This is a genomic window from Curtobacterium sp. 18060, assembly GCF_902706105.1.
Taxonomy (GTDB): Bacteria; Actinomycetota; Actinomycetes; order Actinomycetales; family Microbacteriaceae; genus Curtobacterium.
Map to the genome: position 1 here is coordinate 1 of NZ_CACSJV010000031.1, position 16,654 is coordinate 16,654.

Sequence of the window (16,654 nt, forward strand, 5' to 3'; positions counted from 1 at the left end):
CCCTGGTCCCCCCGCCGCCGGCGACCGGCTCGGACTGCTCCGAACCGGTCGCCTGCTCTGCAGTGGAGGTCATCGACTACTGCTGCGCGTTCAGCGCGGTCGTGAGGTGCTTCGAGAAGCCCTCGGCGGCCTGCTCCGGCGACTTCCGCCCGGTGGCGATGTCCGCGAACATCGACTGGAACGACGCGTCGCCCTCGATGGTCGCCCAGCCCGGTGTCGCCGGGGTCGGACGGCTCGTGCCCGCTGCCGCGAAGTACGGCTTGTGCAGGGTGTCGACGTCGTCGGCCACGGCGTCGAGCAGCTCGGTCGAGTTCGGCTCCCAGCCGTCCACGCCGAACACCTGGTCCTGCTGGAACTCCTTCGAGGTCAGGATCTTCAGGTAGTACAGCGCGAGGTCCTGGTTGGCGGCCTTCGCCGGGATCCCGAGGTCGGAGCCACCGAGGAACACCGGCTGCGTCTTGCCGTCCGTCTGCGAGGGCATCGGGAACGTGCCGATCTGGTCGGCGAGCGCGGGCTTCGCGGTGGTGATCGAACCGATCTCCCACGCCGAGCCGAGGAACGCCGAGGTGTTGCCCTGCGCGAAGACGTCGCTCTGCGAGGGCTTGTCGGTGTTGATGTCCTGCGTCGACTTCGCGGAGTAGTCGTTCTGGAACGTCTTCCACGCCGTCAGACCCTTGACCGCATCGGCCGAGTCGAGCTTCCCGGTCCACTTGCCGTCCTTGTCGGAGGCGATCTCGCCGCCGGCGTCCCAGACCCACTGCAGCCCGCCGTACCAGTACTGGCCGGGCATGTAGAAGGCGGAGAAGTCGCTCGCCGTGTTGGCGGCCTTGACCTTGTCCAGGTCGGCGGTGAGTTCGTCGTAGGTGGTCGGCACGTCGGTGACGCCGGCGTCCTTCCAGACCTTCTTGTTGTAGACGACGGCACGGTTGCCGGCGAACAGCGGAGCACCGTAGAGCTTGTCGTCCACCGTGGCCGGCCCCTCGAGCCCGGTGAGCCAGGTCTGGCCGTCCTTGAGTTCGTCGCGGTACGGCGTGAGGTCCATGAGACCTCCGGCCGCTGCGTAGACCGGCACCTGGGTGTTGCCGAGGTCGACCACGTCCGGGGCGTCGTCCTGGGCGAGCGCCGTGGTGAGCTTCGTGGTGATCCCGTCCCACTGCTGGGTCTGGATCTTCACCTTCGCCCCGGTGTCCTTCGTGAACTGCTTCTGAGCTGCGTCGAGGACCTTGTCGCTCAGGTCGCCGTTCATCATCCAGACGGTGATGGTCTTGCCCTTGCCATCGGGTGTGCCGATGGCCTTCGTGCCGCCGTCGGAAGCTCCGTTGCTTCCGGCGGAGCACCCGGTGAGGGCGAGCGCGGCCGCCAGGCCGAGCGCACCGAGTGCGGCGAAACGCGTGCGTGTCACGTTGACTCCCTTGGTCCGGCCTTTATGAAAGGTCGTTGCGTATTCGCAATAGAAGACCTTCCGAGAGCCCTTGTCAACCGTTGGATCGGTCCCTGTGAGCGGGTTCGATCCGCGTGTTTCCGGGGGATCACGGATGGCGAACAGATCGTCGCCAATGCTTGACACGACTGGTCATGACCAGCCATGATCTGCGCCTCGCGTCGACGGGGTGGACGGAACGACCGGGAGGCCCGGTGCCGGTCCCGCAGACCGGCACCGGGCCTCCCGGATCACCACCACGGCCTCAGACGGCCGCCAGGGCGGACGTCGGTGGGATGCGCGCTGCGCGCGCTGCCGGGTACCACCCGGATGCACCGCCGATCACGACGGTCGCGCCGAGCCCGCCGCCGACGGCCCACAGCGGGATCGCCACCGGCCACCCCTGCGCCAGGGCGAAGGCGACCGTCACCCCGACCCCGATCACCACACCGGCCACCCCGCCCAGGAACGACAGCAGCAGCGACTCGACGAGGAACTGGTCGCGGATGTTCCGCCGCCGCGCTCCGAGGGCTCGCCGCACCCCGACCTCGGCACGACGTTCCAGCACGGTGATCACCATCGTGTTCGCGACGCCGATGCCGCCGACGAGCAGGGCCACACCGCCGATGCCGACCAGCAACCCGGTGAACGAGTCGTCGGTGGCGTCCTTCGCGGCGAGCGCGTCGGACGGCCGGGTCACGCCGACGTCCTGCGGGGACCCCGGACTGATCGCATTCGCCAGGATGTCCCGTGCTGGTGCGACTCGCGACGGGTCGACGCGGGTGTAGACGGCGGTCGGCGCCCCGTCGAACCCGAGCTGCCGGGCGAGGCCGCGGGGGACGAACACCTGGCTGTCCAGGTCGTCGGCGAGCGCGATCGGCTCCAGTATCCCGACCACCTGCACCCACTGCCCGCCGATCCAGACGCGGCTGTCGGCACGGACCCGGTCGATGCCGAGTGCCGCTGCGGCGGCCGCACCGAGCACCACCTGCGGCGGAGCCACGACCGAGTCATCGATCCAGCGCCCGGACCCGAGCTCGCCGCCGAGCACGCGCGGCACGTCGCCCCAAGCCGCCATCACGCCGATGCCCTTCGTCTCCGGCGGCGGGATGAACTCGTTGCGGTAGACGGCCGCGTCGACCACGGTGCCGACCGCGGCAGCCGACTGCACGTCGTCCTGGCGGAGTGCCGACTCGAGTGCGGTGGACGGCAACGGCGGCACGTCGCCGAACCCCTGGGCCTGCGTGGCGGTGAGCACGTTCGTGCCGAGGGCGTCGAGCACCTGGTCGAGCTTCGCCTTGCTCGACGACGAGATCCCGACGACGGCGATCATCGCGGCGATGCCGATCGCGATGCCGAGCGCCGACAGGACGACACGGCCGGGTCTGGTGCGCAGCCCGAACACCCCGAGCCGGAGCAGGTCAGCGGCACCCAACCGTGCTCGCACGCCGGTCACCGGCCACCACCGATGGCAGCGGCGATGTCCCCAGTCGGCCCGACCGCCGAGTCGTGCTCCACCAGACCGTCGCGCATCCGGACCTGCCGCGGCAGCGAGGCTGCGAGGCCCAGGTCGTGCGTGATGACGAGGACCGTGGTGCCAGCGGCGTTCAACGCACGCAGGAGCGTCACGATCGCCGCACCGGAGGCGGAGTCCAGCGCGCCGGTCGGCTCGTCGGCGAGCAGGATCGTGGGGTTCCCGACGATCGCGCGGGCGATGGCCACGCGTTGCTTCTCACCCCCGGAGAGCTGGGTCGGGCGGTGGTCGGTGCGGTGCCCGAGGCCGACCCGTTCCAGTGCCTCGTGGGCACGTCGGCGCCGTTCACGTCGCCCGGTCGCCGAGTACAGGAGCCCGTCGGCGACGTTCTCCGCCGCGGTGGCACCGGCCTGCAGGTGGAACTGCTGGAACACGAAGCCGACGTGCTCGGCTCGCAGCGCGGACAAGGCGTTGTCGGACATGGTCGCGACGTCGTTCCCGGCGATCGACACCGAGCCCTGCGTGGGACGGTCGAGGGTCCCGACGATGTTGAGCATCGTGGACTTGCCGGACCCGGACGGACCGACGACCGCGACGAGCTCCCCGGCGGCGACGTCGAGCGTCACCCCGCGGAGCGCGCCGACGTCGCCGTAGGTCTTCGTGACCTCGCGCAGGGCGAGGACCGGCCCCGTGCCGCTCATCCCGGCACCACCACGCGGTCGCCTTCCGCGACCTTCCCGGTGATCGCGATCCGGCCGTCGGCGATGAACCCGGGGGTCACGGGAACCCGCTTCGTCGTGCCGTCGCGCCGCACCACGTCCACCGCGTACGCGCCGTTCCCCGTCGTCACGAGTGCCGCGACCGGCACGGAGAGGACGTCCTTCTCGGTGGCTCCCGCGGCGTCGATCTGCGCGGACGCCGCAGCGGGCAGCCGTCGCGAGCCGGGGTCGAACGCGACGGACACGTCGACCTTGGACCCGGCGTCGTCTCCCGAGCTCGGTTGGACGTCGGTGACCTCGCCCGTCGTCGGTGCCCCGGCGCCGTTGATCCGGACCCGCACCTCCGTGCCGACCGCGAGCCGTTCGGCGTCGCGCTGTGAGACGGTGGCGACGACGATGCGCTTCGTGCTCGTGACGGAGAGCACGTCGCCGCTCCCTCCCTCCGCCGGCTGGCCGAGCTTCCCGTCGACGGTCGCGACACGCACGTCCCCGTCGACGAACGCGATGTCCGCCGAGGTCAGCACGCCGGTGACCTCCTGCCCCCGGTCCTCCTGCCACTGCCGCACGGCGCGCTGCGTCCGCGGGCCGAAGGAGTCGTCCTGCGCGACGTCGTACCCGAGCGCGGCGAGGTTGTCGTTGAGCTGCTGCACATCGGTGCCCGTCAGCCCGCGTTCGAGCGAGCGCCACATCGGCACCGTGCCGTGCATCGCCCGCACCCCGCGCTCGTCGACCGCGTACAGGAACTCGTCGCTCCTGATGACCTGCCCGGGCGCGGGGAGCCAGGTCAGCGTGCCCGAGGCGGCGCCGGGGACCCCGGTGGCCGTGCCGTACCCGAGGGTCCCGGCGAACACCTTCGAGTCCGTCAGGTCGCCCTTCTTGACCGCGGCGGTCGGGTGCTGCTGCTTCCCGGACTCGGCTGCTGCCGAGGACGGCGCAGCCTGCAGGTCGATGAACAACCACGTGCCAGCGCCTGCGGCGAGCACCGCGACGAGGCACGCGCTCGTGACGAGCGCTCGACGCCTGGTCAGGACGGTCGTCACGGCTGCACCGTCGTGTTCGAACCGGAGCTGCCGCCCTTGCCCAGGACCTCGTCGAAGCACGTCGACGACGCGTCCTGGAACGCGTCCTGGTCGTCGGGCCGGTACGTGGACATCGCATCGTCACCATCGGGGTAGTCGGCGAACCCGTTCTCACGGATGCACTCCGCGATCCGCTTCCGCTGTTCCGGCGTCCCGGCGGGCTTCGCCGCCTGGAACCCCTCACCGGCTCCGGCGTCGCCCATGCACTCCTGCAGGTCCGCCTTCCACTGTTCGTCGTCGATGCCGTCGGGAGCCGACAGGGACAGGGTGTTCCCACCCGACGACGGATCCGGCATGTCGTACCCGTGGTCACGCATGCAGGACGCGAGCGAGGCCCCGGCCCCCTTGCCGCCGCCCGAGGCCGTGTCGGTCGATTCGGTCGACGGCGCTCCGGAACAGCCGGCGAGGAGGCCGGGCAGGAGCACGACGGCTGCGGCGACGGCGACGATGGTGGTGGTGGTGGTGGTGGTGGTGGAGTGTTTCGTGGATGGCTTCATGGGACCAGCACAGCGGACCCGGTGTTTCGTCCCCGGTACGCGTGGGGTCACACCGACGAAACGTCGATGCGCAGGCCGCCCTCACGGCGCGCGGTGACGACGAGTCGCCACCCGTGCGCGTGCACGATGGACGCGACGATCGACAGGCCGAGGCCGCTGTGCCGGCCGCCGGATGCGACCTCGGGGCAGCGTCGGAACGGTTCGACGAGCAGTGGCGCGACCTCGTCCGGCACGACCGGCCCGGAGTTCTCCACGACGAGGCCGTCACCGCGCGTGGTGACGCGGACGAAGCCGCCGGCTTCGTTGTACTCGACGGCGTTGCCGACGAGGTTGACGAGCAACTGCCGGACGAGCATCGGCTCACCGGTAATGGTGGGTCTGCCAGGAGGCGCGGCTCGGCCCTCGTGGGTGATGGTCACGCCCGCCTCGTGCGCACTCCCGGCGGCTCCCGCGACGACCTCGTCGGCGATGGCCACGAGGTCGATCGACGTCCCGACGCCTGCGAGCCCTCGATCGGCCTCCGCGAGCACGAGCAAGGACTCGACGAGGTGCTCGGTGCGCCGGTTCTGCGCGAGCAGTTCCTCGCGCACCACTCGGACGTCATCGGCGCCGGCACCGTCGTGCAACCCGATCTGCATCGCGGCACGCTGGACCGCGAGCGGGGTCCGGAGTTCGTGCGACGCCTGCGCGACGAACCGTCGCTGGCTCTCGAACGCGGTCTGCAGCCGGTCGAGCAGGTCGTCGACGGTGCCGGACAACCGTCGGAGTTCGTCGTCCGGGCCCTCGAGTGCGATGCGTTCGTGCAGGTTCGACGCCGTGATCCGGTTCGCCGTCGCGGTGATCCGGTCGATCGGTCGGAGCATGCGCCTGCTCACCAGCCACCCGACGCCACCGGCGACGAGGCCCGCCCCGGCGATGCCGATCGCGGACCACTGCCACTGCTGCACGGCGACGAGCCGGACCACCGCGACCGTGGTGGAGGGTGGTGCGTCGTTCGCTGCCGAGCGCTCGCCGATCGGCACCGGCGAGGCGGTCACGAACGTCTCCGCCGGGGAGGCACCGCGGATCGCCGTCGTGTCGAGACCCGCACCGACCCCGGCCAGGGACATCACGTTCGAGAACACCACCACCCCGGTGGCGAGCGCCATCGCCGCGAGCGCGAACGTCAGCGCCGTGCGGGCCCGGATGCTCCAGGTCCGCCGGAGCCGTCTCACAGCGCGTAGCCCTCGCCCGGGACCGTCCGGATCGGATCGGGGCGGCCGAGCTTCTTGCGGAGCTTCGACATCGTCACCCGTACGGCAGCGGTGAACGGGTCGATGTTCATGTCCCAGACCTTCTCGAGCAGTTCCTCGGCGGAGACGATGCGACCGTCGGCTCGCAGGAGCGCCTCGAGCACCCCGAGTTCCTTCGAGGTCAGGTCGAGCGGTCGGCCGTCACGGGTGACCATCCGACGGTTCGTGTCGAGGACGATCCCGACGCGTTCGAGCACGGGCGCGACCGGGGCCACGCTGCGCCGACCGAGCGCGCGCACCCGGGCGACCAGTTCCGGGTACTCGAAGGGCTTCGCGAGGTAGTCGTCCGCGCCGAGTTCGAGCCCGTTGACGCGGTCGGTCAGGGTCGCCGCCGCGGTGAGCATGAGGATGCGGGTCAGGCTGCCGCGCGACGCCAGCCGACGTGCGACCTCGTCGCCGTGCACCCCCGGGACGTCACGGTCGAGCACCACGACGTCGTAGTCGTTCACCGCCAGCAGTTCGTCGGCGTGGTCGCCACGGTAGGTGACGTCGACGGCCATGTCCTGCCGCGACAGGCCCTTCGCGACGAGGTCGGCGAGGGCTGCTTCGTCATCGACGACCAGGACCCGCACGGCTGGTCACGCGGCGGTGAGGTCGAGTGACACGACCCCCGCCGCCTCGTCGATGTGGACGATGAACTCGAGGCCGCCGCGGGCGGGAAGGCCGGTCAGGGGAACGGTGTCGGTGCTGAGTCGATCCATGGGTCGAGCATTTCACGTACCGCGTTTCGTCCACATAACGTTTCCGTATCAGTGGTCACGCGTCGAACGGCACCTCACCGTGGTCGCTCACGCCGGCGCGCTGGCGGTACGCCAGGTGTCCGCCGAGGTACCCGCCCACCCCCACGACACCGAGCGCGGCGAACCCGAGCAGCTTGCCGGCGCCGTGGTTGCCGTTCTTGCGCTGCCACCACGACAGGCCGTACAGCGAGATGCCGACCCAGTTGACGGCCTGGTGCACCCATCCCGTGCGCAGCTGCTCGCGGTCGAGTTCGGACCAGTCCACGTACCCGGCGAGGCTCGCGCTGCCGGACGACACCAGGCCGACGCCGACGAGGGTCTTCGCGGCCTTCGCGTTGCCCTTCCCGCCGAACACGTCGAGCACGGCGGCCGAGATCCAGGCCCCGAGCGGTACCTGCACCATGAGCGGGTGCAGCGGGTGCCCGAACGGCACACCGTGCAGCAACTGCCGCAGGGCCTTCGGCCGGGCGAGGGCGTTCACGACCGAACGGTCGATGTCGACGGCCTTGTCGAGCACGCTCGAGTGCTCGACGGTGTCGGTGAGGCGACGGATCGCGCGGATCTCAGGCATGCCCTGCAGCCAACCCGGGAGGCCCGTGCCGGGTCCCAGGAACCGGCACCGGGCCTCCCGTCGGTCACCCCACCCACCGCGGCCGCCGCCTACTCCTCGACGACCTCCGCCAGCTGGAACGGCTCGACGGTCAGACCGTCGCCGTCCTCGGCGACGTCGACCCGGACGGTGTCGCCGTCTCGGACGTCACCGGACAGGATCGCGCGCGCCAGCTTGTCGTCGATCTGCCGCTGCATGAGGCGGCGGAGCGGCCGTGCGCCGTAGAGCGGGTCGTACCCGCGTTCGGCGAGCCAGCCGCGCGCCTCGGGCGTGACCGCGAGTTCGAGCCGGCGGTCGGTCAGGCGTCGGGCGAGCCGGTCGACGTAGAGCGACACGATCTGACCGAGGTCGTCGGCCGTCAGGGCCTGGAACACCACGATGTCGTCGAGGCGGTTGATGAACTCCGGTCGGAACGCCTGCTGCACGAGCTCGCGCACGGCGTCGTCGCGCTGCTCGTCCGTCAGCGTCAGGTCGGTCATGAACTGCGAGCCGAGGTTCGACGTCAGCACGAGGATCGTGTTCCGGAAGTCGACCGTGCGCCCCTGCCCGTCCGTCAGCCGGCCGTCGTCGAGCACCTGGAGCAGCACGTCGAACACCTCGGGGTGCGCCTTCTCGATCTCGTCGAGCAGGATGACGGAGTACGGGCGACGCCGGACGGCCTCGGTGAGCTGCCCGCCGGACTCGTAGCCGACGTACCCGGGCGGGGCGCCGATCAGCCGCGAGACCGAGTGCTTCTCGCCGTACTCGCTCATGTCGATGCGGACGAGGGCCTTCTCGTCGTCGAACAGGAACTCCGCGAGTGCCTTGGCCAGCTCGGTCTTGCCGACGCCGGTCGGTCCGAGGAACAGGAACGATCCGGTCGGACGGTCAGGGTCGGAGATGCCGGCGCGGGTGCGACGGACGGCCTCGGACACGGTGTTCACGGCGGTGCGCTGCCCGATGATCCGGCGGCCGAGCTCGTTCTCCAGGTGCAGGAGCTTCTCGGTCTCGCCCTGCAGCAACCGGCCGAGCGGGATGCCCGTCCACTGCGCGATGACGGCGGCGATGTCCTCGTCGGTGACGCTGTCGTTCACCATGCGGTCGGCGGACTCGGCCTGCTCGGCGGCCGCGAGCTCCGCTTCGATCCGGGGCTTCTCGGCGTACTCCAGGCGCGACACCGTCGCGTAGTCGGCTTCGCGCTGGGCTCGCTGGCTGCGCATGTTCAGGTCGTCGAGCTGCTGCTTCAGCTCACCGATGCGGTTCAGGCTCGCCCGCTCGGCCTGCCAGCGCTGCTCGAGCTCGCCCAGTCGTTCCTCGCGCGTGCGGAGTTCGTTCCGCAGGGTCTCCAGCCGGGCCTTCGAGGCGTCGTCCTTCTCCTGCTTGAGCGCGAACTCCTCGACACGCAGCCGGTCGACGTTGCGCTTCAGTTCGTCGATCTCGACCGGACTGGAGTCGATCTCCATGCGGAGCCGACTGGCGGCCTCGTCGATCAGGTCGATCGCCTTGTCGGGCAACTGCCGGCCGGAGATGTACCGGTTCGACAGGCTGGCCGCTGCGACGAGCGCGGAGTCGTTGATCGTGACCTTGTGGTGCGCCTCGTAGCGCTCCTTGAGCCCGCGGAGGATCGCCACGGCGTCCTCGACGCTGGGCTCCCCCACGTAGACCTGCTGGAAGCGTCGCTCGAGGGCGGCGTCCTTCTCGATGTACTCGCGGTACTCGTCGAGCGTCGTCGCCCCGATGAGCCGCAGTTCGCCGCGCGCGAGCATCGGCTTGAGCATGTTCGAGGCCGCGACGGACCCTTCGCCGCCACCGGCGCCCATCAGGGTGTGCAGCTCGTCGATGAACGTGATGACCTGGCCGTCGGAGTCGTTGATCTCCTTGAGCACGGCCTTGAGGCGCTCCTCGAACTCGCCGCGGTACTTCGCGCCCGCGATGAGCGAGGAGATGTCGAGCGAGACGAGCCGCTTGTCCTTGAGCGAGTCGGCGACGTCACCGGCGACGATGCGCTGCGCGAGCCCCTCGACGACGGCGGTCTTGCCGACGCCGGGCTCGCCGATGAGCACGGGGTTGTTCTTGGTGCGGCGGGTGAGCACCTGGCTGACGCGTCGGATCTCGGAGTCGCGTCCGATGACCGGGTCGAGCTTGCCGCTGCGAGCGATCGCCGTCAGGTCGACGCCGTACTGCTCGAGGGCGGTCTTCTGTCGCTCTTGCGAGTCAGGAGCACCCTGGAGGTTCGCCATGCGTTCCGTCCTTTCGTTGCGGTGGTGTTGTACTTGAGTCTACTGCACTCAACTTACGTCGGCGCCGGGAGATTCCGGATCCCGACGGCGCTGACGACCGCGCCGGCCAGCAGGAGGACCGCCATGACGACGACCGCCCGGTGCAGGCCGGCGACGCTCATCTCGCCGCCGAGGACCACGCCCGCGAGCGCGACCATCACCAACCCGGCGATCCGCGCGATCGCGTTGTTCACGGCCGACCCGACGCCGGCCTCGGACTGCGGCACCGACCCGAGCACGGCGCTGGTCAGCGGTGTCACCATGAGCGCGATCCCGAACCCGATGAGCACGAGGCCCGGGAACACCGCGATCCAGTACCCGTCCGGCTGCGCACCGACCAGCAGCATCAGGAGCGCACCGACCGCTGCCACCGCCGGGCCCGCGGCCATGAACCAGCGCGGCCCGAACCGTCCCGCCAGCCCGCCCACGGCCGAGGACACCAGCAGCAGGACCACCGTCGGGGGCAGCGTCGCCAGGCCGGCGAGCCAGGCCGGGAACCCCCAGACCTCCTGCAGGAACAGGGTGACCACGAAGAAGACCATGCTCAGGGCGCCGTAGATCGACAGGGTGGCGAGGTTGCCCACCGCGAAGTTGCGGGCCCGGAACAGCGCGAGCGGCACCAGCGGCGAACCGGTCGTCCGGGTCACGCGGAGTTCCCACGGCACGAAGGCCCCGAGTGCCAGGGCACCGAGCACGAGCGCGGTGACCACCACGGGCGCGCCCCACCCGAGCCGCTCCTGCTCGATGAGCCCGAGCACCGCCCCACCGACTCCGACGACCGCCAGCACGGCGCCGACCACGTCGATGCGCGGTCGGATCGCGGGGTGCACGTCACCGGTGATCCGCAGCACGAGCGGGATCGTCACCGCGATCGGGACGGCGGTCAGCACGAAGATCCACCGCCAGCCGATGCTGTCGACCACCAGCCCGCCGACCACGGGTCCGAGGATCGTCGACGCGCTCGACCAGGCGGTCCACGTGCCGATCGCCTTCGACTGCGCTGCCCCGCGGAACGCCGCCACGATGAGGGCGAGCGCGCTCGGGGTCACCAGGGCGCCGCCGACGCCCTGGAACGCCCGCGAGACGATCAGGAACTCCCCCGTCGGGGCGATCGCACACGCGACCGAGGCGATCCCGAACACGACGAGCCCCCACGTGATGATCCGGACCCGGCCGAACACGTCCGACAGTGATCCGGCGACGAGGATGAGCGAGCCGAGCGTCACCAGGTACGCGTCGACGGTCCACTGCTGCACGACGAGTCCGCCGCCGAGCTCCTGCCGGATCGCGGGGAGCGCCACGTTGACCACGCTCGAGTCCAGCCCGACGACGAACGACGACAGGATCGCCACCACGAGCACGGTGCGCCGGTCGTCCCGGAGCGGCGCGGTCGCGCGGGGTGCAGCAGTGGTCATGTGCTCATCCTGCGCCCCCTCGGACCGCTGCGCGCCCCGCACGACGAAGCCCCCGCGACCGGAGTGGTCGCGGGGGCTGCCGACAGGACGGGGCTGGGTGTCCTGAGCTGGTGTTCTAGCGCCGGGAGTCGGTGTTCGGCTGCGCGCTCGGGCCGGGGTTCAGGATCGGACCGGCAGCGGGCTCGGCGGGAGCGTTCGGCACGGTGCTGGTCGGGGCCGCGGTGTTCTGCACCGTGGTGTCGCCAGCCTGAGCCTTCTTCTCGTCGTCGGTCATCTCCTTCTTGAAGATGTTGATCGACTGCCCGAGGCCCTTGGCGAGCGCCGGGAGCTTCGTCGCGCCGAACAGCAGGATGACGATCCCGAGGATGATCAGCAGGTGTACGCCGCCGAGGTTTCCGAGCATCATGACTCCTTGATCTGGAACTGGTCGCCGTCCGCAGGTCTTCTTCGACCCACGCGGCGGAAGTCCGTGTTCCCCCCATCGTAACTCTCCCGCTCCCCGATGCCCAGGCCGGGACCCGGAACGGACACCGTTCGCACAGGGAAGGCGCCGGGCCGATCCGCCGCAGCGCCCTCAGTACGCGCCGCGCGACCGGAGCACCGACGGCACCGTCCGGGCGAGGATCACCAGATCGTGCAGGAACGACCAGTTCTCGACGTAGTGCAGGTCGAGCCGCACACCCTCGGCCCAGTCCAGATCCGACCGGCCACTGACCTGCCACAGGCCGGTGATCCCCGGCGTGACCAGGAGTCGGCGGTCGGCGAAGTCCTGGTACAGGGCGACCTCGCGCGGGAGCGCCGGGCGGGGTCCGACCAGGCTCATCGAACCGGTGAGCACGTTCCACAACTGCGGCAGCTCGTCGAGCGACGTCTTCCGCAGGAACGCCCCGACCCGGGTGACGCGTGGGTCGTCCTTCATCTTGAAGAGCGGGCCCGCACCCTCGTTCGCTGCCTGCAGTGCGGCCATCCGCGCTTCGGCGTCCACGCACATCGTGCGGAACTTCAGGATCGAGAACTCCGCGCCCCCACGGCCCACACGGGTCTGGCGGAAGAACACCGGACCGCGGTCGTCGAGCCGGATGACGAGCGCGATCACCGCGAGCACGGGCGCCAGCAGCAGGAGACCGAAGCCGGCTCCGACGACGTCGAGCAGACGCTTGCCCGTGCGACGGCGGTAGTCGGGGGTCTCCACGTGCATCAAGGGCAGGCCGTCGACGGGACGCTCGTGCACGCGACCTGCGGCGATGTCCGCGAGGGGCGACGACACGACGAGCTCGACGCCGTGCTCCTCGAGTTGCCACCCGAGGCGGCGCAGTCGCTCGTGCCCGCCGCGTACGGCGCCGGCGACGACGACCGCCGAGACTCCCTCGGAACGAGCCAGCGCGAGGACGTCGTCGATCCCGCTGACCACCGGGACGGACGCCGAACCGAGGTCGATCGTCGCGCCCACCGGCTCGCAGTCGGTCACGACCGCGCGGACCCGGTACCCGGCGCTGGGCGTCGCGGCGATCCGTCGCCCGACGTAGCGGACGTCCTCGGTGTCACCGACGATCAGGACGTCCTGCAACCGTTGCCCGCGAGCACGACTGCGCGCCAGGACGGTGCGGACGGCCTTCCGCCCGACGGCGAGGAAGAGGAGCCCGAGCGGGAAGGCGATGGCCACGTACCCCCGGGCCAGGTCGAGCTGCGCGGCGTACGCCACGACCGCCACCACGGCGACGGCGACCAGACTCGCGGTGACGAGCCGGCGGTACTCGTCACTGCCGATGCCGGCGATGCGTGGGTCGCGGGTGCGGAACATCGACAGCAGGGCCATCCAGACCAGGATGATCACCGGAGCCGTCGCGAACTCGATCCAGCCGGCCTGGGGTCGCACGGCCGACAGCTCCCAGGGGAAGCGCACGACGTGGGCGACCGCGAACGCCAGGACCAGCAGTCCGACGTCCAGCAGGGCAACGGCGGGGGCGAAGCCTCGGCGACCACCCGCGGGTGCCGACGGCGGCGCGGTGGTCGGTGCGGCGGCGGGGGGAACGGTGATGGCAGCGGTGGGTGGGCGCATCGCGAGCGACATGGTGGGGTCCTCCTGTCGACCGGGCCGACGGGAGGTCGACCGGACGCCGGAGTCGTCGGGTCACGACAGCGAGCGGCGCACCACCAAATATATCACTGTGTCGTTCTGTATATCAATGTTCGAGTGCGCGATCCAGGCTCCACAGGACGGGTTCGGCACCGAGCGCGGGGATGTCGGCCTCGGTCACGCCGGTGAGCCGGAAGGTCACCCGCTCCCCGGGCAGCAGGGTCATGAACCCGCGGTCCACCGCACCGGCCGCGGTCACCCGGTCGGGCTGCACGAGCAGGTCGCGGACGAGCGTCTCGGCCTCGACGGTCAGGTCGAGCCCGCCGTCGACGGGCGAGAACGAGGTGCGGTACCGCGCGGGTTCCCACCGCACGTCGACGTCGGGGCCCGGTGTCCAGACCGCCCGACGCCAGTCCATGTCCGCCACGATGAGCTCCCGCGCGGGGTCGTCGACCACGCCGACGGACTCGGGCAGGGCGACGACGGCGACGCCGGCGGACGACAACCGCACGGGCAACGACGCCTCGGCCAGGATCGTGCCGGCCGTGGTGACCCGTCGCACGCGCACCACGCTGTCGTGGCCGCCGCGCGTGGACCGGACGGCGACCTCGACGGGCGAGGACCCGAACGCACCGGGCGAGACGCCGAGGGACAGGGTGTCCGCCACGTCGCCCAGATCAGCCGTCTCGCCTGCGGAGGCCGAGTGGCCGGGGTGATCCGGGCCTCCCGTCCGATCCGCACCGGACGCGACCGGCGAGGCGGGCGCGACCGCTCCGGAGACCGGTGAGACGGGCGACGACGCCGGCGAAGCAGCCGGCCCGGAGACGGCGGACGGCGCGACCGCCACCCGCGACACGGGACGGATCGTCAGCAGGACGTCGTCGTACAACCGACGCAGCTCGTGCGCGAGCGGCTTCAGCCGCCCCGCCGAGTCGATCGCCGACCACGACGACACCGGCCACAGGTCGTTGAGCTGCCACATCACCACGCCCGTGTTGCGCGGCCAGTGGGTGCGCCAGTGCTCGACGCCCGTCGCGATGGCCCGAGCCTGCTGCAGCTGCGTCAGGTAGTGCCACGCATCGAACGAGAAGGGCCCCGTGCCGAACCGGGGCTCGATGCCGCGGGCCAGCTTGCCCATCCCGTCGGCAGCCTTCTGGTGGTGCACGACCCCGGGTGCGTCCTGCGACAGCACCTCGTCCGCGACCCCGTCCCGCAGCGTCCGCCAGGCGGGCGGCGCCTGCCAGCCGAACTCGGACACGAACCGCGGCACGGATCCGCGGTAGGCGGTGTCGGGCAGGCGGTTCCAGGCGTCCCACGAGTGGTGCGTCTCGTGGTCGACGTCGTTCGCGGGCAGCGACTCGGCGCCCGACCACGGCGACGCCACGGTGTAGAAGCGCGACGGGTCGACCGCGTCGACGATCGTCGGCAGCAGGTCGAGGTAGTAGTCGAGGCCCCAGCCGCGGTCACCGAGCGAGTCCGCCCAGCCGTCCACGTCGTGCAGCCAGATGTTCTCGTTGTTGCCGTTCCACAGCACCAGCGAGGGGTGCCGCGCGAGGCGGGCGACGTTGTCGCGGGCCTCGGCGATGACCTCGCTGCGGATCGGTTCGACCTCGGGGTACGCCGAGCACGCGAACGGGAAGTCCTGCCAGACGAGCAGGCCGAGTTCGTCGCAGACCTCGTAGAAGTCGCGCGACTCGTACACACCGCCGCCCCACACGCGCACGAGGTTCGTACCGAGCGAGGCCGCCGCGGTCAGACGGGACTGCAGGCGCGCGCGGTCGACGCGGGAGATGATCACGTCGTCTGGGATCCAGTTCACCCCGCGCACGTCGATCAGGGTCCCGTTGACGTGGATGCCGAACGGGCGCCCCATGTCGTCGACCTGCGTGTCGATCCGCGTCGACCGGAAGCCGGTGCGGAACGTGTCGCGGTCCAGGACCTCGCCCTCGACCGTCTGCAGTTCCACGACCACGTCGTACTGCGCCTGCGCACCGTAGCCGCGGGGCCACCAGCGCAGCGCCTCGGGCACGCGCACCGTGACGACGGTCTCGTCGTCCTTCGGCGTCAGCTGCGCCCGCGACCGCTGGCGCGTCGGCGTGCCGTCCTCCTTCAGGCCGCTCACGGTCACGACGAGCACCAGGTCGTCGTCCTCGCCGTCCTGGTCCAGGTCGTTGAGGCCGGAGCGCTCGACGGTGATGTGGGCGTCGAGCACGCCCTCGCCGGCCTCGACGTCGACGAGCGGGCGGACCTCGCGCAGCCGCGCGGTCGACCACCGCTCGATCGCGACCGGTCGCCAGGGACCGCTCGTGACGGCGGTGAGCCCCCAGTCCCAGCCGAAGTTCGAGGCGTTCTTGCGGATGTACGGGAAGGGCTCGTCGTACGGGCCCGGCATGCTGCCGGCCTTCGCGGCGACCCGGCCGGCCTCGCGGTACGGCGACTCGAACAGGATCTCGAGGTCCTTCGTCGTCGCGCCGGACCCGGTCTGCACGCGCGCGTCGAAGCGGTAGCGGCGGTGCATGTTCCGGGTCGTGCCCACGACGACGCCGTCCAGGCTCAGTTCGGACACCGTGTCCAGGCCGTCGCAGACCAGGTCGACACGCTCGTGGCCGCGCGGGTCGACGTCGACCGCGGTCCGGTAGGCCCAGTCGGCCCGGCCGACCCACTTCGCCGCCTGCTCGTTCAGGTGGAAGGTCGGGTCCGGCAGCAGGCCCTCCCGCTCCAGGTCGGTGTGCACCTGCCCCGGCACCGTCGCCGGGATGCTGCGTCCCGCGACGCCGTCCGGCGCGCCGGTTCCTCCGGCCATGGTCACGGTCCAGCCGTCGCGGAGTTCCTCGCGTTCGAGGGTCATGCAGGTCCTTCTCTTCGGCGGACGGGGTGTCCGTCGCCTCGGTCGGGACGCCGGCCGGTGGCCCGCCCCGTGGCCGGTTGGTCGGCCTGGAGGCGCGGCACCGGTTGCCCGGGCGTCGTCACGTCGCGCGCGCGATCGGGTGGCGCTCGCGCGTGGGGGTGCTCGGCGATGCTAGTACGGGATGCTTTCGGCAACCTACGTGGTGACAGCGCGACTTCGTGGTGA

Annotated in this window: 14 protein-coding genes; all 14 read right to left on the minus strand. The window is 71.1% G+C overall.

Annotation, left to right across the window (positions count from 1 at the left end; translation table 11 throughout):
• Nucleotides 1-76 precede the first annotated feature (76 nt).
• Nucleotides 77-1,402, minus strand: coding sequence for a sugar ABC transporter substrate-binding protein (locus tag GVL05_RS13630; RefSeq protein WP_131921340.1), 1,326 nt, complete (start codon nucleotides 1,400-1,402; stop codon nucleotides 77-79).
• A 283-nt stretch (nucleotides 1,403-1,685) separates the two neighbouring features.
• Nucleotides 1,686-2,876, minus strand: coding sequence for an ABC transporter permease (locus GVL05_RS13635; protein ID WP_235035986.1), 1,191 nt, complete (start codon nucleotides 2,874-2,876; stop codon nucleotides 1,686-1,688).
• On the minus strand, nucleotides 2,873-3,595 hold the full coding sequence (locus GVL05_RS13640; protein WP_159573453.1) for an ABC transporter ATP-binding protein: 723 nt from the start codon (nucleotides 3,593-3,595) through the stop codon (nucleotides 2,873-2,875). The genes GVL05_RS13635 and GVL05_RS13640 overlap by 4 nt, the downstream gene beginning before the upstream one ends.
• Entirely contained in the window at nucleotides 3,592-4,653 is a 1,062-nt protein-coding gene (locus GVL05_RS13645; protein WP_159573454.1) for a peptidoglycan-binding protein, read from the minus strand. Before GVL05_RS13645 ends, GVL05_RS13640 begins: the two co-directional genes overlap by 4 nt.
• Nucleotides 4,650-5,189: a hypothetical protein gene (locus tag GVL05_RS13650; protein ID WP_159573455.1), complete on the minus strand. Its 540-nt coding sequence runs from the start codon at nucleotides 5,187-5,189 to the stop codon at nucleotides 4,650-4,652. The genes GVL05_RS13645 and GVL05_RS13650 overlap by 4 nt, the downstream gene beginning before the upstream one ends.
• A gap of 47 nt (nucleotides 5,190-5,236) precedes the next feature.
• The gene (locus GVL05_RS13655) at nucleotides 5,237-6,403 is read right to left on the minus strand and encodes a HAMP domain-containing sensor histidine kinase (protein ID WP_159573456.1); all 1,167 of its coding nucleotides are present in this window, start codon (nucleotides 6,401-6,403) and stop codon (nucleotides 5,237-5,239) included.
• A complete protein-coding gene (locus tag GVL05_RS13660; protein ID WP_131881221.1) occupies nucleotides 6,400-7,053 on the minus strand; it encodes a response regulator transcription factor in 654 nt (217 codons plus the stop codon). The genes GVL05_RS13655 and GVL05_RS13660 overlap by 4 nt, the downstream gene beginning before the upstream one ends.
• A gap of 6 nt (nucleotides 7,054-7,059) precedes the next feature.
• Entirely contained in the window at nucleotides 7,060-7,182 is a 123-nt protein-coding gene (locus GVL05_RS20275; RefSeq protein ID WP_260154542.1) for a hypothetical protein, read from the minus strand.
• A gap of 55 nt (nucleotides 7,183-7,237) precedes the next feature.
• Entirely contained in the window at nucleotides 7,238-7,792 is a 555-nt protein-coding gene (locus GVL05_RS13665; protein ID WP_159573457.1) for a DUF2231 domain-containing protein, read from the minus strand.
• Nucleotides 7,793-7,881: 89 nt separating this feature from the next.
• On the minus strand, nucleotides 7,882-10,050 hold the full coding sequence (locus tag GVL05_RS13670; protein ID WP_159573458.1) for an ATP-dependent Clp protease ATP-binding subunit: 2,169 nt from the start codon (nucleotides 10,048-10,050) through the stop codon (nucleotides 7,882-7,884).
• 53 nt (nucleotides 10,051-10,103) lie between these two features.
• Entirely contained in the window at nucleotides 10,104-11,504 is a 1,401-nt protein-coding gene (locus GVL05_RS13675; protein WP_159573459.1) for an MFS transporter, read from the minus strand.
• 115 nt (nucleotides 11,505-11,619) lie between these two features.
• Nucleotides 11,620-11,907, minus strand: a complete 288-nt coding sequence (gene tatA / locus GVL05_RS13680; protein WP_123293839.1) for a twin-arginine translocase TatA/TatE family subunit — start codon at nucleotides 11,905-11,907, stop codon at nucleotides 11,620-11,622.
• A gap of 171 nt (nucleotides 11,908-12,078) precedes the next feature.
• On the minus strand, nucleotides 12,079-13,575 hold the full coding sequence (locus GVL05_RS13685) for a sugar transferase (protein WP_123937425.1): 1,497 nt from the start codon (nucleotides 13,573-13,575) through the stop codon (nucleotides 12,079-12,081).
• Nucleotides 13,576-13,687: 112 nt separating this feature from the next.
• Nucleotides 13,688-16,429, minus strand: coding sequence for a glycoside hydrolase family 2 protein (locus GVL05_RS13690; RefSeq protein WP_159573460.1), 2,742 nt, complete (start codon nucleotides 16,427-16,429; stop codon nucleotides 13,688-13,690).
• Between the last annotated feature and the right edge of the window lie 225 nt (nucleotides 16,430-16,654).